We start from the raw sequence: 21,061 nt of genomic DNA, 5'->3' as shown, positions 1-21,061 counted from the left end.
GGTGCACCACGGCAACCACTTCTACGGGCACGCGCATGTGCTCGCCGAGTACTGCGGGCTCGACGGCGGCGATCCGCCCCGGATCGAGGGCTACCTGCAGCACGGATGGAACGTGGTGGACGGACTGGGCGCGGGTACGCCGTACGCGCCCGGCCGTCCGATCTTCGTCTGGTCGGAGCGGACCCGCCGGCGGGCCTGGTCGATGGACCGCCCGCTGGCGACCGTGATCGGCGCGCCCTTCCTCTACATCCTGCGGTCCACCGAGGACACCACGCCGGAGCAGCCGCGGGAGGGCACCATCTGGTACCCGTTCCACGGCTGGGAGGGTCAGAAGGTCTCCGGTGACCACCACCGGCTGATCGACGAGATCACCGCGACCGAGCCGGGCCCGATCACCTTCTGCCTCTACTGGAACGAGTTCCAGGACGAGAGGATCCGGGCGCTGTACGAGCGGTCCGGCCGGGTCATCTGCCACGGCTACCGTGGCTACATGCGGATGCGGACCGACCCGCGGTTCCTGCACAACCAGCTCGCCGAGCTGCGCCGCCACCAGCGCGTCGCGTCGAACCGGCTGAGCACCGCGATCATGTACGGCGCCGCCGCCGGGTGCGACCCCGCGGTGTACGGCGATCCGATGTACCTGGACGGCGAGGACACCCCCACCGCCGCCCGGGTCCGCCGCGAGTGGCCGGAGCTGCACGGCGCCGCCCCCGACCCGGAGACCGCCCGGGCCACCGCGCTCGCCGAGCTCGGTGACGGCCACCTGGCCTCCCCCGCCGAGCTCCGGGCGATCCTGGGCTGGCCCGCTTTCGGCGCGGAGCCCCCCGCTAAGGTCGCCGCATGATCACGATGATCGGTGGCGAGATGCCGGAGTACGCCGAAGAACGCCCACCCGCCGCCGGCCCGCTCCACCGGCATCTGATCGATCGGCTGCCCGCCGGGATCCGGGTGCTGGTCGCCGGCCCGCACGACGCCGAGCTGGTCGGCGCGCTGGCCGGCCGGCGGGACGTGACATGCCTGCTGCGCTCCCAGCCGGACGCGGCGAGCCTGGCCGCCCGCGAGATCCCCGGCGTGACGGTGGTCTGCGGCGATCTGTCCAAAGTCACCGACACCGAGCGGTACGACGCGGTGGTCGCCCTGGACGGCGCCCGGCGCCTGTGCTCGCCGGAGGGCCCGCAGCTGGACTGGATCGAGTCGGTCCGGGTCCTCAAGCGCACCCTGCGCCCCGGCGGCACGCTGCTGCTCGCCGTGGAGAACGAACTCGGTGTGCACCGGCTCGTCGACCCGGGTGTGCCGACCGCCGCCCGGACCGGTGACGCCTGGCATCCGCTCGCCGACTTCGGCAACGCCCCGGGCCGCGCCGACCGGCTCGCCGCGGTGCTCGGCGCCGAAGGACTGCCGGTCGCCGGGCTGGCCGCCGCCTGGCCGTCGCCGGAGCATCCGACCCTGTTGGTCACCCCGGAGACCTTGAAATACGGGCCGCTGGACGCCCTGGCCGCTCTGGCCGCGGCGGCGGTCGCTCCGGCGTACCGGAAAAGGTCCGTCCTCAGTGACCCCCGTCGGCTCGCCGCCACGTCGGTGCGCCGCGGCATCGGCGCCGAGCTGGCGCCCGGCTGGCTGGCCGTCGCCCAGCGCGCCACCCGTCCCGAGTCGTCCGTCCCGGTCGCGCCCGCGCTGATCGCCGGGCCGGGCGGGTCGATCGCCGAGGTGACCAAGGCTCCCGACGGTGGCTGGCTGCGCCGCGTGGTGCAGGGCCCGCCGGAGCTGAACGGCCCGCTCCCGGCCGGCCGGCTCCTGGAGGAGCAGCTGCTCAGCGCCGCTCTCGGCCACGACCTGCCGACGCTGCGGCGGCTGCTCACCGGCTGGATGGCCGCGCTGCCGGCCGCCGACGCCGCGGACGTGCTGGTGGACGGGGACCGCTTCACGAGACTCGATCTCACGCCGGAACGCCCGGATGCCCTGGCCCGTTTCGCGCACACCCTGGCCACCGGTGGTTACCACCACCCGTGGCCGGGTATCACCTCGGTGGACCGCCTCGCCGAGGTCCTCGCCGGGGCCGCCGGGCTGACCACCGCGCCGGTCCCGCTCGCCGATCCCGGGGACACCCTCCCGGACAGCCTGCGGGAGCACGAGGAGCAGATGCGCGCCCTGCGGGAGCAGCTCGCCGACGCCGAGGCCCGCGCCCGCTTCTTCGAGGTGGAACTGGAGAAGCGCGAAGCCGAACTGGGCCGCGCCAAGACACAGATCGCCGCGTTCAGCGGCAACCTCGGCTATCGCGCCGCCAAGGCCGGGCTCGTCCTGGCCCGTGCGGCCCGCAATCGAATCCGTAAAGGACGGTCATGACGACCCTCGGCATCATTCAGGCCCGGATGGGTTCCACCCGGTTGCCCGGCAAGGTACTCCGGCAGCTCGGCGGGAAGACCGTCCTCGATCGGGTGGTGCAGGCCGCCCGGGAGAGCGGTGTCGTTGACGAGCTGGTCGTGGCGACCACCACCGAGCCGGCCGACGACGCGGTCGTGGCGGAGTGCGCGGCGATCGGCGTGGAGAGCTACCGCGGGCCGGTCGACGACGTGCTCACCCGGTTCCTCGGGGTGCTGGAGGGCCGCGACGCCGACCACGTGCTCCGGTTCACCGCGGACTGCCCGCTGCTCGACCCGCGGCTGGTCGCCCGGGCGTACCGGGTGTTCGCCGCGGCCGACGTCGACTACCTGACCACGTCGATCACCCGGACCCTGCCGCGCGGGCTGGACGTCGAGGTGGTCCGGGCGTCGGTCCTCAAGGACATCGACAAGCTGGCCGAGGAGCACCACCGTACGCACGTGACGTCGTACATCTACACGCACGCGGCCGAGTTCGACGTGATCGGCCTGACCGTGCAGCCGGACCTGTCGTTCCTGCGGCTGACCCTGGACACCGAGGAGGACTGGCGGCTCATCGAGGCGATCGTCGACCACTTCGGGGACGAGCCGATCACCGCCGCCGCGGTCGCCGAGTTCCTCGGTCACCGGCCGGAGCTGGCCGAGCTGAACGCGCACATTCTCCAGAAGGATCTTGAGCAGGCGTGACGACCCGAATCGGGATCCGGTGCGACGCGGGAGCGAAGACCGGAGTAGGACATCTCGTACGGTGTGTGGCTCTCGCTGAGGAGCTGGTCGCGCGGGGTGTGGACGTGCACTTCCTCAGCGACCTGGGCGGGGTCACCTGGGCCGAGGCGCAGCTCGCCACCCGCGGGCTGCCCCGGCACCCGGCGCCCGCCGACGAGCACGAACTGGTCGCGGCGGTCGAGCGGCTGGAGCTGGACGCGCTGGTGGTGGACTCGTACACGCTTCCGCCGGCGCACAGCAAGGCGGTCCGGGCCACCGGGCGGACCGTGCTGGCGATCGTCGACGGCGAGGCGCGCGGGCAGGACGCCGACATCTACGTCGACCAGAACCTGGACACCTCGCTCGACTACGGGGACGTGCGGCTGGCCGGTCTCGACTACGCGCTGCTGCGCTCGGCGGTGCGGCGGTTGCGGCCCGCTACGCCGCCGGTGCACTCGTCCGAACGTACCCCCAAGGTTGTCGCCTTCTTCGGCGGAACCGACGCCTACCGTGCCGCGCCCCAGGTGGCGCGGCTGCTCGCGGACACCGCGGCGCCTTTCGAGGCGACGGTGATCGCCGCCGACGCGAGCCTGCGCGCCGAACTGGAGGCGATCGAGACGGCAGACGGCCAGCGGTTCGACATCCTGGACCCGACCGATCGCCTGCCCGAGCTGCTGGCCGACGCCGATCTGGTGGTCAGCGCGAGCGGCACCTCGACCTGGGAGCTGCTCTGCCTCGGCCGGGCCGCCGCCCTGGTCTGGGTGGTCGACAACCAGATCCTGGGGTACGACCGGACGGTCGCACGCGGCTTCGCCGCCGGAATCGGCCGTCTCGGGGAGTTCGGCGACGACTCGGTCGCCACGCTGCGGCGGCTGCTCTCGGACCCGGCCGAACGCACCGCGCTCGCCGCGAGCGGATGGGCCGCGGTGGACGGCAGGGGTGTGGAGCGGGTCGCCGACAGCCTGCTCAGGGAGCGCTCACCTCGGTGACCATCGGGCCGGCGCCGGCCGCGAACGGGACGTCGTCGCTCAGCCGGACCACCTGGCGCCGGGGCAGCACCACGTACTCCTGGGCGGCGCCGTCGGTCCGGGTGTGAGCCGCGCTCGACACCCAGCAGACCCGGTCGCCCGGCTCCAGGCCGCGGACGCCCTCACCGAGGGCGTCCACCACGCCCGCACCCGGCCGGACGATGCGCACGCGAATCTCACCCGCCCCGGCCAGCGGTAGCGGACGGTCGGCGGTCTGGAGATCGGAGGCACCCATGTCCTCCACCCTATTTCGTGCTCAGCGGTTCCTCCGGACTGCCGAAAGGTAGACAGCAGACCCTGGAGGTTCCCGTGCCCACCGTGCTCATCGCCGACGACGAGGCCGACCACCGCGACCTGCTGACGATCACGCTCGAGCGGCTCGGCTACGACGTGGTGGCCGCCGGCGACTCGGCCGGCGCGCTGGCGCTGCTGGCGGCGGGCGGGATCGACGCCGCCCTGATCGACGTGCGGATGCCGGGCGTCTCCGGGATCGAGCTGTGCCGGATCATCCGCGAGTCCCCGCAGACCGAGTCGCTGCCGGTCATGGTGGTGAGCGCCGACGTGCACCGCCATCAGATGACGACCGCGTTGCACGCCGGCGCGGACGACTTCCTGTCCAAGCCGTTCAGCCGGGCCGAGCTCGCCACCCGGCTGGCGGCCATGATCGGCGACCGGAACCGCGGTGCGGGCCGCTCGGCCGTGGCGGCCCGGGCGGCGATGCTGGCCGCCGTCCGGCAGCCCCTCGTGCCGGTCCATGCCGAGAAGGCGCCGATGCGGCGAACCGCCTAGGCCATCGCCGCCGTGCCCAGCACGTTGCCGTTGCGATCGGTGATCAGGATCGAGGCGACGTCGGACGCCGGTGTCGAGCTGGCGCCGGTCAGTTTCGCCTCGCCGTCCACGGTGTCGCCCCACGCGGCGGCCTGCTGCGTGGTTCCGCTCTTGGTCTTGACCAGGCAGAGGAACGGCCCCTCACCGGACATCCGGCTCACGTTCAGGGTGACCTCGACGCCCCACTTCTTCGGGGTGACCGAGGCGTTGCCGGTGAGCCCGTTGCCCGGGGCCGGCTGGAACTGGGCGGTCACCGCGCTGGGCAGCGCCTGCACGGTCGGATCGGGTCCCGGGGTGTCGCCGCCGGTGTTGGTCATGATGCCGTAGCCGATGGCGGCGGCCGCGATCAGCGTGACCGAGGCGGCGGCCAGCCAGCGCACCCGGCTGACCCGGGTCTCCTGGTACTTCTCGGCGCGCATCCGGCTCAGCAGGTTCTCGATGTTCTGCGGGCTGGGCCGGGCGGCCGGCCCGACCGCGAGCGCCGCGCCGCCGCCGAGGTGCCGGGCGTCCGGCAGGCTCTGCAACATCTCCGGTACGGGCGCCAGCCGGTCCAGTTCCGCCCGGCATTCGGCGCAGTCGTGCAGGTGTTCGTCCAGCTTCTCGGTGTCGGCCTCGTCGAGCCCACCGAGCAGGTACCCACCGAGAAGACGGTGCAGGGATTCGTGTTCGTCAATGTCGCTCATCGCAACATCCCCATCTCCTCGAAGACGGTACGTAACGCGCGAACCGCGTAATAGGCGCGCGATTTCACCGTGCCCTCCGGCACCGACAGTTTCCGCGCCGCATCCGCCACGCTCTGCCCCTCGTAGTACATCGCCTGGATGACCGCCCGGTGTTCCGGCGAGAGCCGCTCGAGCGCCTCCGCCACCAGCCAACCTTCCACCATCTGATCAACATTGTCAGCCGACGGCACCGAATTGACCGCGTTCTCATCGGCGACCAGCTTCGGCCGGCGCTGTTCGGCGCGCCAGGCGTTGGTCACCACGTTGCGGGCGATGGTGAGCAGGTACGACCTGGTCCGTCCCGGTTCCGGGTCGAGGTGGTCGATGTGCTTCCAGGCTCGCAACAGCGTCTCCTGAACCAGGTCCTCCGCCTTGTGCCGGTCCGACACGTAACGCGAGACGAAGTTGATCAGGACGGCGTAGTGCTCGGTGTAGAGCGCGGTCATCAGTTGCTCGTCGGGGCTCACCCGTCGCTTCATCGGCGCCAGCTCTCCCCTCGGGTCAGGCCCGTCCACCCGGATGTACATCGTGGCATGTGGACCGGTTCAAGAGCTGCCCACACTTCCAGAAACGTCGATGCCCGGCACCCTTTCGGGGTACCGGGCATCGGGAGTGAAGATCGAGGTCAGCAGGCTCCGGGGCCGCCGTAGCGGAAGGTGCGCTTGGTAATCGGCGAGACACTGTAGACGTCGCCGATGCTCCGCATGTTGAGGTCCACGGTGGGCCCGTTGAGATAGGTGACGCTGCCGATCCGGGCCGCGGTGCTGTCGATGCCGCTCCTGCCGTTGCCCATCTCCGTGCACGGCCACTGACTGGCCGCGGCCACCTCGCCGAACACCTGCACCAGACCGGACTGCTTGAACGGCACGGTCCAGTTGGTCACCGGGAAGTGCCCGACCCACTCGGTGTCGTACGCGACCCACCAGGCCCCGTTGTTGTACTGGATGCCGAACGGCTTGGTGACGTCGTACGGCAGGGTGTCGCCGGGGCGGATGTTCTTGCTGTACGGCACGAACCCGCAGCCGTTGTAGCACTTCGACTTGCCGTCGACCCAGTGGAAGACGAACAGGTGCGGGTCGTCGTCACCGTTGACGACCCGGTCCACGTTCCACCCCACCTCGACGATCTGGGTGCCGTCGGCCGACTGCACCGCGATCTCGGCGAGCGTGTGGTAGTCCTCGCGGTCCAGCACCGGCTTGCCGATGGTCAGGTTGGCGTAGGCGCCCTCGGTGACCGCGGCCTGGGAGCCGACGTTGTAGTGGAAGTACACGGTCGGCTTGGCATCGGTGGCGGTCGGCGTCGGGGTCGGTGTCGGTGGCTCCGGCGGGACGACGCTGGTCCGCTCGCTCTTGCGGCCGGTCCGCCCCTTCGGCGCGAACTCCTGCTCGGCCTCGCGGCCGGACGCGTCGGGAGCGGCGGCGGACAGCCCGGCCGCCTTGAGGGTCTTGCTGGTCGCCCCGCCACGCCCGGTCCGGATCTTCTGCGGGCGCTGTCCCCACGGCAGTGTCGCCGGCGGGGTGACGCCGGCCACCGGCACGGCGGCCTTTGCGGCCTGCGCGGCGACAGCGGGCGCCACCACCGGGGCCGGGATCTGCTCGGCGCCCGCGTTCAGCGTCGAGGCGACCCCGATCGAGCCGACCACGGCTACGGTGATGCCGGCGGCAAGCAGGCCGCGGCGTGACTTCAACACGTGTCCGTCCTCGGTGTGGTCAGGGCATCAGAGCCCGATTCTCGGCAGCGCTGGTCACCATATAGCTTTCTCTATTCACCAGGGACCGCCTGAGCAGCGTATTTCGCCGGAACGGCCGATCGGGGTAGGCCGATCCGGTGACGCCTGGACCACATTGATGGACGCAGCGTGCGCGTACGATCGCGCACCGGAGTTTTCGCGCCAGATCTCGAAAGAGGCATTGCGCATCAAGCCTCTTTCGATGCGCGTACCGGATCCCGGATTCCGCCCACGCGCAACGCGATCTTATGATAAAACCTATCGGGTCCATAGGTTTTATAGGAGGCATCGTGAGCGCCGACCACCTCGCCATCGCCCAGCAGTTCTCCGCCGCGACCGGCGCCTGGCCCGTGGTTCCCCGGTTCGACCCGGTCGAGCGGTGGTACCACCGGCTCGCGCTCACCGACGACTACGAGGTCTGGCTGCTCACCTGGCTGCCCGGCCAGGGCACCGAGATCCACGACCACGGCGGCTCGGCGGGCGCCTTCCACCTGCACAGCGGCACCCTGGCCGAGGACTCGGTGTCGGTCCGCGACGGGTCGCCCCGGGTGGTGTCACGGGAGCTGGGCGAGGGGGCCGGCCGCCGGTTCGGCAGCCACCACATCCACCGGATCGAGAACCGCTCGTCCCGCCCGGCGGTCAGCGTGCACGTCTACGGGCCGGCGCTGTCCAGCATGACGAAGTACCGCCTGAGCCCGGCCGGCCTCGAGGTCCTGACCGTGGAGCGCGCCGGCGCCCAGTGGTGAAGGCCAAACCGCGTGTTGAGTTCGGCCGCTATTCGCGCCCGTACTCCACACGCCGTCGGTGTTGTCTAGAGCGGGTAGACCACGCCGGAACGGCCGCTGTAGAGGTGCCGGGTGCCGTCCACCTCACGTCCGGAGTTGGGCGCGTCCAGCCAGACGATGTAGGCCGCGCCCGGGATCAGGCCGGTCAGCGTGGTGCTCATCGCACAGCCGGTGCCCGGGGGCACCTCTTTCCACTCCGGCTCCGGCTGGGCGCCGTACACCAGCTTCTGCGGCACGGCGGTGACCCGGTAGTTCGAGCCGTACTGGGTGGGCCACTCGACGGTCAGCGAACCGGAGCCCGGCGTCACCTCGACCGGGATCAGCACCGCCTCGGTCCGGGTCCAGTTCTTCGTGCAGCTCGGGTCGGGAGCCGGCATGGAGAGCGACGTGGTGGGCGTGGCGCTCGGCCGGCCCATCGTCTCGGACGGCGAGGGCGTCGCCTTCCCCTCCGCCACGTTGATCCACGTGGCGCCCTCCCGGGCGGTGGCCGACGACTCGCCCGCCGTGTCCCCGCCCAGTCCCAGCGCGGCGCAGCCGCCGAGGGCCAGCGTTGCTCCCGCCAGCACGATCGCCATACCGGTACGCCGCATGCCGTCCTCCCCGTTCGGTGTCTCCTCCCGATCGGCCACGGCCGCCACCGCCTTAGGACGCCGGGCGCAGCCGGTGACCGGCCATCTCCAGTTCGCCGTCGAGCACGTGGATCGGCGTCTGGATGCCGGACTCGTCGTTCAGCACGACCGACTCGCCGTCGATCCAGTAGGTGCCCTTGGCGGGCTGCCTGCGGCCCGCCACCTCGCCGGCGTAGGTGCCGTCGATGTGCAGCTTGAGCCGCACCACACCGTCGGTGCTGCGCCAGGCGCCGACAACGGCCCCGCCGGTCAGCACGCGGGGGCGCGCCGACGCCGGCCGGGAGTTCACGGCCGGCGTGCCGCCCATGGCGATCGCGAGGATGGATGCGGCGTCGAGCACCGTGAAGTCGACGCGGGGTTCACAGGAAGTGGCCATGGTCTCCGGCTCCGGTAGGGGATCGCCCTCTCCGGTCGGCAGCACACGGCTCGGCTCTCTGGACTTCTGAGTTGCAGAAGGGAGCTTTCCGGGACCCGAACGGGTGCGGGGTCAGCCGGTGGCGCGCAGCGCCGCGGTGACCGCCACGGTGAACTTCTCCAGGTAGTCGTCCTCGATCGGCTGACGGGCCACGGCCAGACGCCAGTAGAGCGGGCCGAGGATCATGTCGACCGCCACGTCCGGGTCGGTGCCCTCGGGCAGCTCGCCCCGGGTCACGGCCTGGCCGATCAGCTTCTCCCCGACGGCCTGCTGGTGCGTGCGCAGGGCCCGCTGGAGGGTCTCGGCGATCTGCGGGTTGCGCGCCGCCTCGGCCATCAGGTCCGGGATGATCTGCGAGGCCATCCGGTGCTGCAGAGCCGTCTTCACGATCAGCAGGAGCAGCGCGAGGTCGCCGGCGAAGCTCCCGGTGTCGGGAAGCGGCACTTTCCGCTCCGCGACATCCGAGATTATCTCCATTACCATCTCGAGTTTGTTGCTCCATCGACGGTAGATGGCGGTCTTGCCGACCCCGGCTCGACGCGCCACCGCCTCGATGGACAGCCTGCCGTAACCCACCTCCGCCAGTTCGCTCATGACCGCGTTGCGGATCGCCACGGTGATGTCGCCTCGGAGCACCGCCGCTCCGGCTGGTGCCCGCTTGATAGTCGCCACAGAGTCACTATAGCGCTACGACGTAACGGTTGCGTTCCGCCGTTTGGTCGGCTACCGTCACAGCGACGTCGATACGAACCCGTTCCATCGGCGTCGGCGAGGGCCTGTCATGCTTTTTGCTGTGACCTCGCATCAGGCATCGGAACCCGCCCCCGGCGGGCCGACGAGATCGGAGCACCATCCCATGCCAGAGACGGCGGTCGCCTCGGCCGACGCCGGCCTCTCCCTCAAGGAGCTGGCCCGGCGCCATGGTCTGAGCTCTTCCGGACGGCTGCCCAGCCTTCCGGAGTACACCCGGCAGTTGTGGGAGTACCGGCACTTCGTCCGGGCGCACGCCGGAGCGAAGATAACCTCCTCGCTCGGCAGCACCAAGCTCGGCGCGGTGTGGCAGGTGCTCACACCGGTGATCAACGCCGCGGTGTACTACGTGATCTTCGGGTTGGTGCTGAACACGCACAACTCGATGGACAACTTCATCTCGTACCTGTGCATCGGGGTCTTCGTCTTCCAGTTCACCCAGTCGTCGGTGCAGATCGGGATGAACTCGATCACCGGCAACATCGGCATGATCCGCGCGCTGCACTTCCCACGGGCCACCCTGCCGGTCTCGGCCGCGCTGGTGGAGATCCGCAACTTCGTGGTCGCGGTGGTCGTCCTGCTCGGCATCGTGCTGATCGACGGTGAGCCGCTCACCTTCCAGTGGCTGCTCGTGGTGCCGATCCTGCTGCTCCAGTCGATCTTCAACACCGGGCTCATCATGTTCATGTCCCGGTACATCACCAAGATGAGCGACGTACGGCAGCTGGTCCCGTTCATCATGCGGTTCTGGCTGTACGGGTCCGCCGTGCTCTACCCGGTGACCCAGTTCGAGAGCGTGCTGAGCGGCTGGCAGCTCCAGGTCGTCGAGGCGAACCCGATGCTGGTCTTCATCGAGCTGACCCGCCACGCGCTGCTCGAGGGCACGACGCTGGCCAACCCGCCGCTCGTGCTGTGGATCCAGGCGACCGTCTGGAGCCTGGCGGTCGGCATCCTCGGTTTCGTCTACTTCTGGCGCGGAGAGAAGGGCTACGGCCGTGGCTGACAACGAGCGCGTCCCCACCGTCATCGCCGATGACGCCCACATCATCTACCGCGTCCTGCAGGGCCCCGGCGCCGGCAACAGCCCGCTGGCCAGCTTCAAGCGCATCGCCACCCGGACCAAGAACACCAACGTCCGCGAGGTGCACGCGGTCAAGGGCGTCAGCTTCGTCGCCTACCGCGGCGAGGCGATCGGCCTGATCGGCACCAACGGCTCCGGCAAGTCCACCCTGCTGCGCGCGGTCGCCGGCCTGCTGCCGGTCTCCCGGGGCGGGATCTACGCCGCCGGCCAGCCGTCCCTGCTGGGTGTGAACGCGGCCCTGATGAACGAGCTGCCCGGCGACCAGAACGTCGAGCTGGGCTGCCTCGCGATGGGCATGTCGCCGGCCGAGGTGCAGGCGAAGAAGGACGAGATCATCGAGTTCTCCGGCATCAACGAGAAGGGTGACTTCTCGTCCCTGCCGATGCGGACCTACTCGTCGGGCATGTCGGCCCGGCTGCGGTTCTCCATCGCCGCCGCGAAGCAGCACGACGTGCTGCTGATCGACGAGGCGCTGGCCACCGGTGACGCCAGCTTCCGCAAGCGCAGCGAGGCGCGGGTCCGCGAGCTGCGCGCCCAGGCCGGCACGGTCTTCCTGGTCAGCCACAGCGAGCAGTCGATCCGGGACACCTGCGAGCGGTGCATCTGGCTGGAGGCCGGCCTGATCCGCGCCGACGGCCCCACCGCCGATGTGATGAAGGAGTACGAGGCCTTCTCCCGCAGGTAGGCCCCGTACTCCTCCGGGTGTTTCTAGTTGACCGACAGGTGCACGTGGTTGGTGTGGTCGCTGGACGGGTCTCCGCCCGCCCCGCTGTACGACTTCCAGCCACTGCTCGGTAGCCAGATCCGCCGGTACCAGATCACGTAGAGCACGTCGAGGGTCTCGGCGTTGTTGATGAAGTAGTTCGCCAGGTTGTCGCCGTAGGTCTTGTCCGACCCGGTGGCGTCACCACCGAAGGTGCCCTTCTCCGAGGAGAAGTCACACGCCCGCCCCTTGGGATGCTCGCCACTGTTCTGCGTCCGCCAGCACTTCGTGTAGCGGGTGAAGCCGTCCGCACGAGCCTCGTTGTAGGCGTGCAGCAGGGTCGGCGTGACACAGCCGCCGGTGCCGGTCGGGTCCGTCTTGTTGCAACCGGATCCGCTCGGCCCGGGGGCCGCGTCGGGGCTGTCGCCGCCGTCCGACGACGAGCGGGCCTCGGCGCCCTGGTTGGCCGCCTTGAGAGCGGCCTCCGCGGCGGTCTTCTGCTTCGCCATCACGGTGACCTGCTTCTGCTGGTCCCGGACGGTGATGTCGATGGCGCTCTTGGCCTTCTGGCGGGCTTCCAGGGTGCTCTTGAGGTCCTGGATCGCCTTGTTCTGGTCGGCCGCGATGGTGGCCAGGGTCTCGGCCCGGTCCATGAAGCCCTCGGGCGAGTCCGCGCTGAGCAACGCCGCCATCGGGCCGGCCCGGCCGGCGGTGTACGCCTGGCTCGCGATCATGTCGAGGGTCTTCTGCTGCGGCCCGACCGCGGCGTCCAGGCGCTTGACCTCCGCGGCCAGCTTGACCTGCTGGGCCTTCGAGGCCTTCAGCTTCTTCTGCGCCTCCACGAACCCGCTGGAGGCCTTCTCGAGTTGTTTGATCAGGGCGGCCGAGCCGCCCTCGCCGTCGTCCCCGGTGCCTCCGGGTGCGGCGAGCAGCCGGGGGGCCGCGGTGGCCGGCGTCGCGGTGACGGCCAATCCGCACGCGGTGATCAGCAGCGCCAGCAGCGCCGCTAATCGCCGCGCAGTGAACTGCAGCACAGGCGTTTCCTTCCGTCGGCCGCCGGCCGGGTTAGCTGACGGGTTCGGGACGAAGGAAAATCCCTACCGCTCGGCGCGGATTCACCCCGGTGGGAATTGGATCCCCGGCTCGCCGATGGTGACGATTAGGCGGCGGTTCCCATGCGGAACCGCAACGACCATACCGAAGCGATCGACGGATCGACAGTTCTTGTACTTCCCGCGATTGCCTCACCACATGTAGTGACAGCAATTACAGAAAGTGGTTGCAAGGTAACACTTTTGACGGTTCTCCGGGCCTGATACGCAGCGATATCTCGGGTAAACTGGCCGCCGGTCCTGCCAGGACGGCACCGCCCCCGAGTTGCCGGCAGGCCGCCGCCCAATCGCTGTGAAAGGCGAGCCGGGGAACCAGGTAACTGGGGTGTATCCGCAGTTTGCGGTAGGGATCGCTTCCGTCCCGAACCCGTCAGCTAACTCGGTCGGCGGTGCGACGGAAGGAACTGTTGATGACAGCAAGTCCCCGCCGGTGGCTGATACTCGCCCTGGCGCCGCTGGTGGCTGCCGCAATGTTCATGGCACCGGCCACCCCCGCGTCTGCCGAGCCCGGTGGCACCTCGGCGACACCCGCCGAGGACGCGGAAGACAAACTGATGTCGTCGGTGATGGAGTCCACCAACCGGCGCTACGTCGCCGCGAAGGCGGCGGTCACGGCATCGGTGAAGGCACAGAAGCAACTGAACGCGGAGATCAAGGCCGCCGAGGCCCGCCGGAGCGCGCTGATCCCCGAGGTCAACTCCATCGCCCGCCAGCAGTACATGACCGGCGATGTCAGCACGCTCAGCTACCTGCTCAGCAGCGACTCCTCGGGCGACTTCCTGAACAAGGCGGTCTCGCTCGAAGAGATCAACGGCGTGCACGACAGGAAGCTGAACGAGCTCAACACGGTGGTCCGCGAGGTCACCGAGAAGAAGACGGCGCTCGACGCCGAGGTCAAGAACGAGCAGACCCAGCTCGCGGTGCTGCAGAAGCAGAAGGACTCGGCCGCCGAGCAGATCGAGCTCCTCGGTGGCAACACCGGTATCAACGACACGATCAGCAAGGGCTTCGTCGACGCGACGTCGAAGATCGCGGCCCCGGCGCCGCGGAACTCCAGCGGTGGCTTCTCCCCGGAGGGCTGCACCGAGGAGGACCCGCTCAACGGCGGATGTGTCACCAAGCGGACGCTGCACATGTACAAGCAGGTCAAGAAGGCCGGCTTCAACATGTTCGTGAACTGCTACCGATCCGGTGGGCCCTACGAGCACCCCAAGGGCCGCGCCTGCGACTGGTCACTGCAGAAGAGCGGGTTCGCGGTCGCGAACAACGACGCGATGATGAAGTACGGCAACGACCTGACGGCCTTCCTGGTACGGAACGCCGACCGGCTCGGCATCTACTACGTCATCTGGTACAAGCAGATCTGGTTCCCGGCGACGGGCTGGCACAAGTACCACGGGGTCAGTGACCATACGGACCACGTACACATCTCGATGCTCTGAGAAAAGGGCCCGCCTCCTGGGAGGCGGGCCCTTTCTCGTTGCGGTCGATCGCTCAGTGAACCGCTCTCCGGACCGGCGCGCGGCCGTGCGGCTGAGCCGGCGCCGGACCGGCCGGAACGCCCGCCGGGATCGGCATGGTCACCGGCCGCACCTGGGTCACCTCGAGCTCCTTGCCGTGGTGCAGCAGGGTGAGCCGGGCCTGACCGCCGCCGTTGCGCAGTGAGTACGTCACCTCGTCGGAGGTCACGTTGACCCGCAGCCGCAGTCCCCGCCAGAGCAGCGAGAACTCCAGGTTGTTGATCCGGCTGGGCAGCCGCGGGGCGAAGCTCAGCTGCCCGTTGTAGTCACGCATGCCGCCGAGGCCGGCGACCAGCGAGATCCAGGTGCCGGCCAGCGAGGCCACGTGCACGCCGTCGCGGGAGTTCTGGTGCAGGTCGTGCAGGTCCATCAGGGCGGCTTCGCCCAGGTAGTCGTGGGCCAGCTCGAGATGCCCGGTCTCGGCCGCCAGAACGGCCTGGATGCAGGCGGAGAGCGAGGAGTCCCGTACGGTTCGGGCGTCGTAGTAGGCGAAGTTGCGCGCCTTCTCCTCCGGCGTGAACGCGTCGCCCCGGATGTACATCGCCATGACCAGGTCGGCCTGCTTGATCACCTGTTTGCGGTACAGGTCGAAGTACGGGAAGTTCAGCAGCAGCGGGTACCCCTCCGGCGGGGTGTTCTCGAAGTCCCACTCCTGCAGCCGGGTGAACCCCTCGCACTGCTGATGGACACCCAATTCCTTGTCGTACGGGATGTGCACGGCAGCCGCCGCGTCCCGCCACGACGCCGTCTCCTCGTCGTCGACGCCGAACTTGCGGCCCAGGTCCGGATGCCGCTTGCAGGCGTCCACCGCGGCCATCAGGTTCTGCTGCGCCATCAGGTTGGTGTAGACGTTGTCGTTCACCACCGCGGTGTACTCGTCGGGTCCGGTGACGCCGTCGATGTGGAACCGCCCGTGCCGGTCGTGGTGGCCCAGCGACCGCCACAGCCGGGCCGTCTCGACCAGCAGCTCCAGCCCGACCTCCCGCTCGAAGTCGTAGTCGCCGGTGGCCTGCACGTACCGGCGGACCGCATCGGCGATGTCGGCGGCGATGTGGAAGCCCGCCGTGCCGGCCGGCCAGTACCCCGAGCACTCCTGACCGCGGATGGTCCGCCACGGGAACGCGGCGCCCTGCAGGCCGAGCGTCTGCGCCCGCTCCCGGGCCAGGTCCAGCGTCGAGTGCCGCCAGCGCAGCACGTCGGCCGCCGCGGAGGGCTGGGTGTAGGTCAGGGCGGGCAGCACGAACGTCTCGGCGTCCCAGAACGTGTGGCCGTCGTACCCCGGGCCGGTGAGGCCCTTGGAGCCGATCGGGCGCTGCTCCGCCCGCGCGCCGGCCTGCAGCGTGTGGAACAGGCCGAACCGGACCGCCTGCTGCACCTCCGGGTCACCCTCGACACGCACGTCGGAGTGGTCCCAGAACGCGTCCAGGTAATCCTTCTGCTGCTGGACCAGTCCGTCCCAGCCGTCCAGGCGGGCACTGGCCAGAGCGGCGCCCACCTGGTCACGCAGGGCGGGCAGCGAGCGCATGCTCGACCACCCGTACGCCGCGAGTTTGACCACCCGCAGTTTCTGGCCCGGCTCCAGCCGGCAGGCGACCGTGGTACGCAGCCAGTCCGGATGTCCCTCGGTGGTGATGGCGTGCCGGCCCGGCGTCTCCACCGAGTGCTCCATGGCCGCGGCCATCCGCAGGTCGCTGGCCTTGGTGCGGTGCACCAGGATGCCGCCGGTGCGCTGCTCCAGCATCTCCTCGGCCAGCAGCGGCCGGTCCAGCACCGCGGCGACCCGCGGGTCCTTGCTCATCGGCGGCAACTGCTCGTTGGCAACCAGCTCCGACTGCAGGATCAGCCGGGTCGACTCGTGCAGCGGCTCGACCTCGTAGAGGAACGCGACGACGGCGCGCTGGGTGAAGGAGACGAGCCGGACCGTTCGCACCCGGACGCCCTTGCCGGACGGCGACACCCACTCGACGACCCGCTCCAGCGTGCCGGCCCGCAGGTCCAGGCAGCGCTCATGGGACAGCACCTCGCCGTACCGCACGTCGAAGGGCTCGTCGTCGACCAGCAGGCGCATCAGCTTGGCGTTGGTGACGTTGACCATGGTCTGGCCGGACTCGGGGAAGCCGTAGCCGGCCTCCGCGTGCGGCAGCGGCCGCAACTCGTAGAACGAGTTCAGATAGCTGCCGGGAAGGCCGTGCGGCTCGCCCTCGTCCAGGTTCCCGCGTATCCCGATGTGGCCGTTCGAGAGCGCGAACACCGACTCGGACTGGGCCAGCAGGTCCAGGTCGAGCCGGGTCTCCCGGATGTGCCAAGGGTCGACGGGGTAGGCCCGTTCACGGATCACGGTCGTGCCTCTCGTAACTGAGTCTTTATTGCGGGAGCAGTTCGGACAGGTCTGTCACCACCACGTCGGCGCCGTGTTCACGCAGCGCCTCCGCCTGACCGACCCGGTCCACCCCGATCACGATGCCGAACTCGCCGGCCCGCCCGGCGGCCACGCCCGCCTGAGCGTCCTCGAACACGGCACACTGCGCGGGGTCGAGGCCGAGCAGTTTCGCACCGTGCAGGAAGGTGTCCGGCGCGGGCTTGCCGGGCAGGCCCAGCTCACGCGCGACGACGCCGTCCACCCGGGCCTCCAGGAGGTCGGCGATCCCGGCCGCCTCCAGGACGTCCCTGCAGTTGGCGCTCGCCGACACGACCGCCCGGCGTAGACCGGCGGCCTTGGCGGCCTTCAGGTACTCCACCGATCCGGGGTAGACCTGAACGGCGCCTTCTTTGATCTTCTGTAGCACGAGGATGTTCTTGCGATTGCCGATGCCGTTGACGGTCTCCCGATCGGGGGTGTCATCAGGATCGCCCTCCGGCAGCGTGATCGCACGCGACGCCAGGAACGTCCGGACACCGTCGGCACGCTGCCGGCCGTCGACGTATCGGTGATAGTCGGCGCCGGAATCGAAAGGCACGAAAAGTTGATCATGCTTTTCGGCCCACGATACGAGGAACTCGTCGAAGGTCTGTTTCCACGCGGCACTGTGCACGAGCGCGGTCTGCGTCAGCACCCCGTCGAGATCGAAAAGGCAAGCGGTCACCTGTGAAGGAAGTCCGAGCACGCGCCCAATGTAGCCGGACGCGCTCGCCGGCGAGAGGCGAAGGGCGGCTTCACATTTGCCCGATGCTTTACAAGACGTTCAACCTGCTGTTTCACCGGGAATCCGGCACTGCCCCAGGGAGATCCGCAATCCGATCGAGGTACCGATCGGTCCGGTGGCCGTGGTGACCTCGTCGCACAACTGGTGCGCCAGCCACAGCCCGCGTCCCCCGACCTCGAACGCCTCGGGGGTGCGCACTCCGTCCAGATAGGCGCCCGGGATCCCGGGGCCGGAGTCGGTCACGACGCACCACAACGACCCGTCCTCGATCTTGAGGACGATCCGCCCCTGCCCGCCGGCGTGCAGGACCACGTTGGTGATCACCTCGTTGAGGGCCAGCACGAAACCGTCCAGCCGGTCACCGGCCAGTCCCGCGGCCACCAGCAGCCGGGTCGCCTCGTGCCGGAGCACGGTGATCTCGCCCGGGCCGAAGGGCCGGTCCAGCAGCACCGGCCACTCCCGTGGCGGGGCGGCGTCGAGCCTCGGCTCCCCGTCGAGAGCCGCACGAACGCTCTGGCCGATCCTGTCCTCCACCGTCGTGCAGCCTACGCGCTGTGGCCGACCGGTGGCGGGAGGCGTGGTTCAACGCGCCAATAAGTGGCGCGTGTCGCGTTTCAGGCGGTCAGCGCCACCCCACGTCGATCCGGTCCCCCCGCTCGTCGAAGAGGTGGATGGCGTCCAGGCGCACCGAGACGGCCAGCGGATGGCCGGAGGACACCGCGGGGTACGGGGCGAGCCGCACCGAGAGCTCGGCCGGTTTGCGGTGGTGCCGGCCCGGGTCGCTGAGCACGCCGACCTGACCCTGCGGGGCCACCGGCTCGGGCGCGCCGGAACCGGTCAGCCGCTGGATCGCCCGTTTGAACGCACCGCCACCACTGGACGGCGCCGTCGCCGGGGCGCCGATCTCGTCCACCACGATCGCGGTGGCGCCGATGTCCAGGTACGCCAGCGACTCGTGCCCGTGGTGTTCCAGGTACCGGATCCGCCCCTGGAACACCGGCCCCGGAGTGTCCGGGGTGACCGGGGTGAGCGCCTCGGCCCGGATGCCGACCACGATCCGCTCGCCGTGGTAGCGCGACAGCGCCCGCGTCCGCGGGTCGTTCCACGGCAGGTAGAGGGCCTGCTCCCCGAAGTTCAGCCCGATGTACTGGTCCAGGTGCACGTAGACCGAGGCCTCGAGCAGGTTCATCTTCGGCGAGCCCAGGAAGGCCGCGACGTAGAGGGTCGCCGGGCGCCGGTAGACCTCGGTGGGGGTGCCCACGTCCTGCAGCACGCCCTTGCGCATGATCGCCACCCGGTCGGCCATGGTCAGCGCCTCGGCCTGGTCGTGCGTCACGTACATGGTGGTCACACCCAGCTCGCGGGTCATGCTGGTGATCTCGGCACGCAACTCGGCACGCAGCCCGCTGTCGAGGTTGGACAGCGGCTCGTCCATCAGGAACAGGCCCGGCCGCCGCACCATGGCACGGCCCATCGCCACCCGCTGCCGCTGCCCGCCGGAGAGCTGGCTGGGCCGCCGGCCGAGCACCTCGCCGATCCCGAGCGCGCCCGCGATGGCGCCGATCCGGTCCTGCCGCGGCGCCGGCTCGACACCGGACAGCTTCAGCGGGAAGCCGATGTTGTCCGCGACGGTCATGTGCGGATAGAGCGCGAAATCCTGAAACACCATGGCGATGCTGCGGTCCCGCGGCGGCAGCTCCAAAACGGGCTCGCCGTTCAGCAGGATCTCCCCCTGCGTGGGATCCTCCAGCCCGGCGATCATCCGGAGCACGGTGGACTTCCCGCAGCCGGACGGGCCGAGCAGGACCATGAACTCGCCGTCCTGCACCTCCAGGCTGACGTTGTCGACGGCAAACGTGCCGTCCGGCCAGATCTTGGTGACGTCTTTGAGCGCGACGGTGGACACCGTCAACCTCCCGCGATCGAGGGCGATCCCGGACCCACGACGGTCGGCGATCGGGCACTAACTCTGCGAGTGCCTTCGATACTCCACCATCGGACGAAAGTGCCATTTGCACATAGTGATCAATCGATTACGCAACATGGAACGCCGCAGGTCACTGTTGTGCACGTTCACATAATGTCGGCGCTGGGTACGCTCCCAGCCGCCCCCGTGCACCCTCAGTGATCAAGGTGCTGGTCACGGGCCGGTCGCACCCTCCCGGGTTAGCCGAGGGCGTTCTCCGGGTACGGGTTCCCCCTACGGGAGCATCGTCGCCGGCATCCGCCCGTGGGATGAGGGAGAGCGAAGTTCCCGTACCTACCGTCGAAGTGGTCCGGGATTCCGGACCACCGCCGAAGGAGTGGATGACGTGACCAGCCCCCTCAAGACCCGCTCGTTCTCCCGCCCGCGTCACAACCGCCGGATCGCCGGTGTCTGCGCCGGACTGGCCCAGCGTTTCGGGATGCGCCCCGGGATGGTGCGGCTCCTGTTCGTCCTGTCCTGCCTGCTGCCCGGCCCGCAGATCCTGGCCTACCTGGCCCTCTGGGCCCTCATGCCGAGCGAGTGACCCTCAGCCACCGCCACCCGGCCGTGTGACCCTCGGTCACCCGCCCGTCCCACCGGCGGCGCGATGTGGCACTCCGTCACCCGCGCCGCCTCAACCCGAGCCGGCGCGCCCCGAGCGGCACGCGGCTCCGATGACCACCGGCGGGCGTCTCCTCCCCGTTCTCGTCCGCCGGCGAGAACCGGTGGGCTGTTCCCCGGGCAACGAAGCCCGGGGAACAGCCCCCGCGAAGGCAGCCCGTCCCTCGCCTCAGGGGCTGGTGAAGGTGACGGTAACCGTCGTATAGCCGAGGCGGCCGAAAAGGCTCTCCAGCATGCGCTGCGTGTTCTCCCGGGCGCGCTCGTCCAGCCCACTGGACCGGGCGGCCTCGGTGATCCGCTCCTGGGCCAGCTGGTAGACCCGCTGCTGCTTCGCCGGGTCCTCCCGGAACGCGTCGCCGATCCGGTCGAAGAGCCCGCGCTCCTCCGCCACCACATAGCTGCGCTGCATGTCCAGGGCCGCGCTCGACTGCTGTGGCGCCGGCAGGGTCAGTTCGATCGACTTCTTCTCCTCGTCGATCTTGAGGGCGTCACCGGCGAGCGCGCTGAAGTCGACATAGGTCTCCACCGTCCCGGAGCCGACGAACAGCGTGCGCCGGTTGACCAGGAAGTCGGGGATGTTGTCCTTGTTCTCCTGGAGATCGACGATGACCTGGAAGGTGCCGTCGGCTGCCACGTAACGGTGCAGGTCGCGCATGGACTGCAGGAGCACCGGCTGGCTGCGGTCGGTGGTCCGGTCGGCGAACGGGTTGTCGAAGCTGGGCAGCACGTTGATCGCCCGCAGCCCGAAGCAGGAGAGCACCATCAGCGCGAAGACGAACCCGACGAAGATCAGCAGCCGGGCGAAGCCGCTCGGCCGATGCTCCGGCTCCGCGGGCGGTGCGGGCGCCGGCGGCGGAGACGTGGGCACCGATGGATCCGGGACCACCGGATATTCATTGGTGGGCAGCGGATCGGAGGGGGCGGGGGCAGGCGAATCGGCCATGCT

23 protein-coding genes and 2 riboswitches are annotated in these 21,061 nt (G+C 69.8%); of the genes, 10 read left to right on the top strand and 13 right to left on the bottom strand.

What is annotated here, in order from left to right; all coding sequences use genetic code 11:
• The first annotated feature begins 1 nt into the window (after position 1).
• From ACZ3II_RS36060 to ACZ3II_RS36045, 4 genes are read left to right on the top strand one after another with little or no spacing between them, the layout of a single operon-like run.
• Positions 2–844, top strand: a complete 843-nt coding sequence (locus tag ACZ3II_RS36060) for a hypothetical protein (RefSeq protein ID WP_465523850.1) — start codon at positions 2–4, stop codon at positions 842–844.
• Complete coding sequence (locus tag ACZ3II_RS36055) at positions 841–2,343, top strand: hypothetical protein (RefSeq protein ID WP_465523848.1); 1,503 nt, start codon at positions 841–843, stop codon at positions 2,341–2,343. Before ACZ3II_RS36060 ends, ACZ3II_RS36055 begins: the two co-directional genes overlap by 4 nt.
• A complete protein-coding gene (locus ACZ3II_RS36050; RefSeq protein WP_465523846.1) occupies positions 2,340–3,065 on the top strand; it encodes a cytidylyltransferase domain-containing protein in 726 nt (241 codons plus the stop codon). The genes ACZ3II_RS36055 and ACZ3II_RS36050 overlap by 4 nt, the downstream gene beginning before the upstream one ends.
• A complete protein-coding gene (locus ACZ3II_RS36045; RefSeq protein ID WP_465523844.1) occupies positions 3,062–4,072 on the top strand; it encodes a PseG/SpsG family protein in 1,011 nt (336 codons plus the stop codon). Before ACZ3II_RS36050 ends, ACZ3II_RS36045 begins: the two co-directional genes overlap by 4 nt.
• Here the strand turns inward: ACZ3II_RS36045 and ACZ3II_RS36040 are convergent.
• On the bottom strand, positions 4,050–4,346 hold the full coding sequence (locus tag ACZ3II_RS36040; RefSeq protein WP_465523842.1) for an alcohol dehydrogenase catalytic domain-containing protein: 297 nt from the start codon (positions 4,344–4,346) through the stop codon (positions 4,050–4,052). The two genes, ACZ3II_RS36045 and ACZ3II_RS36040, sit on opposite strands and share 23 nt — an antisense overlap.
• A 74-nt stretch (positions 4,347–4,420) precedes the next feature.
• Between ACZ3II_RS36040 and ACZ3II_RS36035 the strand changes: the two genes are divergently transcribed.
• On the top strand, positions 4,421–4,900 hold the full coding sequence (locus tag ACZ3II_RS36035; protein ID WP_465523840.1) for a response regulator: 480 nt from the start codon (positions 4,421–4,423) through the stop codon (positions 4,898–4,900).
• Here the strand turns inward: ACZ3II_RS36035 and ACZ3II_RS36030 are convergent.
• From ACZ3II_RS36030 to ACZ3II_RS36020, 3 genes are all read right to left on the bottom strand, one after another.
• Complete coding sequence (locus tag ACZ3II_RS36030) at positions 4,897–5,622, bottom strand: anti-sigma factor family protein (RefSeq protein WP_465523838.1); 726 nt, start codon at positions 5,620–5,622, stop codon at positions 4,897–4,899. The genes ACZ3II_RS36035 and ACZ3II_RS36030 overlap by 4 nt on opposite strands.
• Positions 5,619–6,140, bottom strand: coding sequence for a sigma-70 family RNA polymerase sigma factor (locus tag ACZ3II_RS36025; protein WP_043522849.1), 522 nt, complete (start codon positions 6,138–6,140; stop codon positions 5,619–5,621). Before ACZ3II_RS36025 ends, ACZ3II_RS36030 begins: the two co-directional genes overlap by 4 nt.
• 146 nt (positions 6,141–6,286) lie before the next feature.
• Complete coding sequence (locus tag ACZ3II_RS36020; protein ID WP_465523836.1) at positions 6,287–7,351, bottom strand: neprosin family prolyl endopeptidase; 1,065 nt, start codon at positions 7,349–7,351, stop codon at positions 6,287–6,289.
• Positions 7,352–7,680: 329 nt separating this feature from the next.
• Here ACZ3II_RS36020 and ACZ3II_RS36015 point away from each other — a divergent pair, with 329 nt between their 5' ends.
• On the top strand, positions 7,681–8,136 hold the full coding sequence (locus ACZ3II_RS36015; protein WP_465523834.1) for a cysteine dioxygenase: 456 nt from the start codon (positions 7,681–7,683) through the stop codon (positions 8,134–8,136).
• Positions 8,137–8,201: 65 nt separating this feature from the next.
• On the opposite strand, the gene ACZ3II_RS36010 is transcribed toward ACZ3II_RS36015, so the two are convergent.
• The 3 genes from ACZ3II_RS36010 to ACZ3II_RS36000 all read right to left on the bottom strand — a co-directional run bounded on the left by ACZ3II_RS36010 (position 8,202) and on the right by ACZ3II_RS36000 (position 9,891).
• Complete coding sequence (locus tag ACZ3II_RS36010; protein WP_465523832.1) at positions 8,202–8,804, bottom strand: fibronectin type III domain-containing protein; 603 nt, start codon at positions 8,802–8,804, stop codon at positions 8,202–8,204.
• 13 nt (positions 8,805–8,817) lie between these two features.
• Positions 8,818–9,180, bottom strand: coding sequence for an Atu4866 domain-containing protein (locus ACZ3II_RS36005; protein ID WP_465523830.1), 363 nt, complete (start codon positions 9,178–9,180; stop codon positions 8,818–8,820).
• A gap of 111 nt (positions 9,181–9,291) precedes the next feature.
• On the bottom strand, positions 9,292–9,891 hold the full coding sequence (locus tag ACZ3II_RS36000) for a TetR/AcrR family transcriptional regulator (RefSeq protein ID WP_465523828.1): 600 nt from the start codon (positions 9,889–9,891) through the stop codon (positions 9,292–9,294).
• 184 nt (positions 9,892–10,075) lie between these two features.
• Between ACZ3II_RS36000 and ACZ3II_RS35995 the strand changes: the two genes are divergently transcribed.
• Complete coding sequence (locus ACZ3II_RS35995; RefSeq protein ID WP_465523826.1) at positions 10,076–10,972, top strand: ABC transporter permease; 897 nt, start codon at positions 10,076–10,078, stop codon at positions 10,970–10,972.
• A complete protein-coding gene (locus tag ACZ3II_RS35990; RefSeq protein ID WP_465523824.1) occupies positions 10,965–11,735 on the top strand; it encodes an ABC transporter ATP-binding protein in 771 nt (256 codons plus the stop codon). Before ACZ3II_RS35995 ends, ACZ3II_RS35990 begins: the two co-directional genes overlap by 8 nt.
• Before the next feature lie 23 nt (positions 11,736–11,758).
• On the opposite strand, the gene ACZ3II_RS35985 is transcribed toward ACZ3II_RS35990, so the two are convergent.
• Positions 11,759–12,787, bottom strand: a complete 1,029-nt coding sequence (locus ACZ3II_RS35985; RefSeq protein ID WP_465523822.1) for a coiled-coil domain-containing protein — start codon at positions 12,785–12,787, stop codon at positions 11,759–11,761.
• Between the two features lie 4 nt (positions 12,788–12,791).
• Positions 12,792–12,929, bottom strand: a riboswitch (cyclic di-AMP (ydaO/yuaA leader).
• Between the two features lie 206 nt (positions 12,930–13,135).
• Positions 13,136–13,268, top strand: a riboswitch (cyclic di-AMP (ydaO/yuaA leader).
• A 7-nt stretch (positions 13,269–13,275) separates the two neighbouring features.
• On the opposite strand from ACZ3II_RS35985, the gene ACZ3II_RS35980 reads away from it, so the two are divergent.
• Positions 13,276–14,307 (top strand): coiled-coil domain-containing protein, encoded by a 1,032-nt coding sequence (locus tag ACZ3II_RS35980; RefSeq protein ID WP_465523820.1) that lies wholly within the window; start codon positions 13,276–13,278, stop codon positions 14,305–14,307.
• Between the two features lie 52 nt (positions 14,308–14,359).
• Here the strand turns inward: ACZ3II_RS35980 and ACZ3II_RS35975 are convergent, their stop codons facing one another.
• From ACZ3II_RS35975 to ACZ3II_RS35960, 4 genes are all read right to left on the bottom strand, one after another.
• A complete protein-coding gene (locus tag ACZ3II_RS35975) occupies positions 14,360–16,723 on the bottom strand; it encodes a glycoside hydrolase family 65 protein (RefSeq protein WP_465523818.1) in 2,364 nt (787 codons plus the stop codon).
• A 25-nt stretch (positions 16,724–16,748) separates the two neighbouring features.
• Positions 16,749–17,489, bottom strand: a complete 741-nt coding sequence (locus ACZ3II_RS35970; RefSeq protein ID WP_465523816.1) for an HAD family hydrolase — start codon at positions 17,487–17,489, stop codon at positions 16,749–16,751.
• Positions 17,490–17,567: 78 nt separating this feature from the next.
• On the bottom strand, positions 17,568–18,062 hold the full coding sequence (locus ACZ3II_RS35965) for an ATP-binding protein (RefSeq protein WP_465523814.1): 495 nt from the start codon (positions 18,060–18,062) through the stop codon (positions 17,568–17,570).
• 88 nt (positions 18,063–18,150) lie between these two features.
• Positions 18,151–19,434: an ABC transporter ATP-binding protein gene (locus ACZ3II_RS35960; protein WP_465523812.1), complete on the bottom strand. Its 1,284-nt coding sequence runs from the start codon at positions 19,432–19,434 to the stop codon at positions 18,151–18,153.
• 406 nt (positions 19,435–19,840) lie between these two features.
• Between ACZ3II_RS35960 and ACZ3II_RS35955 the strand changes: the two genes are divergently transcribed.
• Positions 19,841–20,038, top strand: a complete 198-nt coding sequence (locus ACZ3II_RS35955) for a PspC domain-containing protein (protein ID WP_465523810.1) — start codon at positions 19,841–19,843, stop codon at positions 20,036–20,038.
• Positions 20,039–20,284: 246 nt separating this feature from the next.
• On the opposite strand, the gene ACZ3II_RS35950 is transcribed toward ACZ3II_RS35955, so the two are convergent.
• On the bottom strand, positions 20,285–21,058 hold the full coding sequence (locus ACZ3II_RS35950) for a DUF4230 domain-containing protein (RefSeq protein WP_465523808.1): 774 nt from the start codon (positions 21,056–21,058) through the stop codon (positions 20,285–20,287).
• Between the last annotated feature and the right edge of the window lie 3 nt (positions 21,059–21,061).

The organism is Actinoplanes sp. NPDC019969 (assembly GCF_055562375.1).
Note: the sequence above shows the minus strand (reverse complement) of the source record. Positions and strands in the feature narration are given on the sequence as shown.

Coding starts and splice junctions, on each gene's coding strand:
- ACZ3II_RS36055 (WP_465523848.1), top strand. CDS start 841: ATGATCACGATGATCGGTGGCGAGATGCCGGAGTACGCCGAAGAACGC.
- ACZ3II_RS36050 (WP_465523846.1), top strand. CDS start 2,340: ATGACGACCCTCGGCATCATTCAGGCCCGGATGGGTTCCACCCGGTTG.
- ACZ3II_RS36040 (WP_465523842.1), bottom strand. CDS start 4,346: ATGGGTGCCTCCGATCTCCAGACCGCCGACCGTCCGCTACCGCTGGCC.
- ACZ3II_RS36030 (WP_465523838.1), bottom strand. CDS start 5,622: ATGAGCGACATTGACGAACACGAATCCCTGCACCGTCTTCTCGGTGGG.
- ACZ3II_RS36025 (WP_043522849.1), bottom strand. CDS start 6,140: ATGAAGCGACGGGTGAGCCCCGACGAGCAACTGATGACCGCGCTCTAC.
- ACZ3II_RS36005 (WP_465523830.1), bottom strand. CDS start 9,180: ATGGCCACTTCCTGTGAACCCCGCGTCGACTTCACGGTGCTCGACGCC.
- ACZ3II_RS35995 (WP_465523826.1), top strand. CDS start 10,076: ATGCCAGAGACGGCGGTCGCCTCGGCCGACGCCGGCCTCTCCCTCAAG.
- ACZ3II_RS35980 (WP_465523820.1), top strand. CDS start 13,276: ATGACAGCAAGTCCCCGCCGGTGGCTGATACTCGCCCTGGCGCCGCTG.
- ACZ3II_RS35950 (WP_465523808.1), bottom strand. CDS start 21,058: ATGGCCGATTCGCCTGCCCCCGCCCCCTCCGATCCGCTGCCCACCAAT.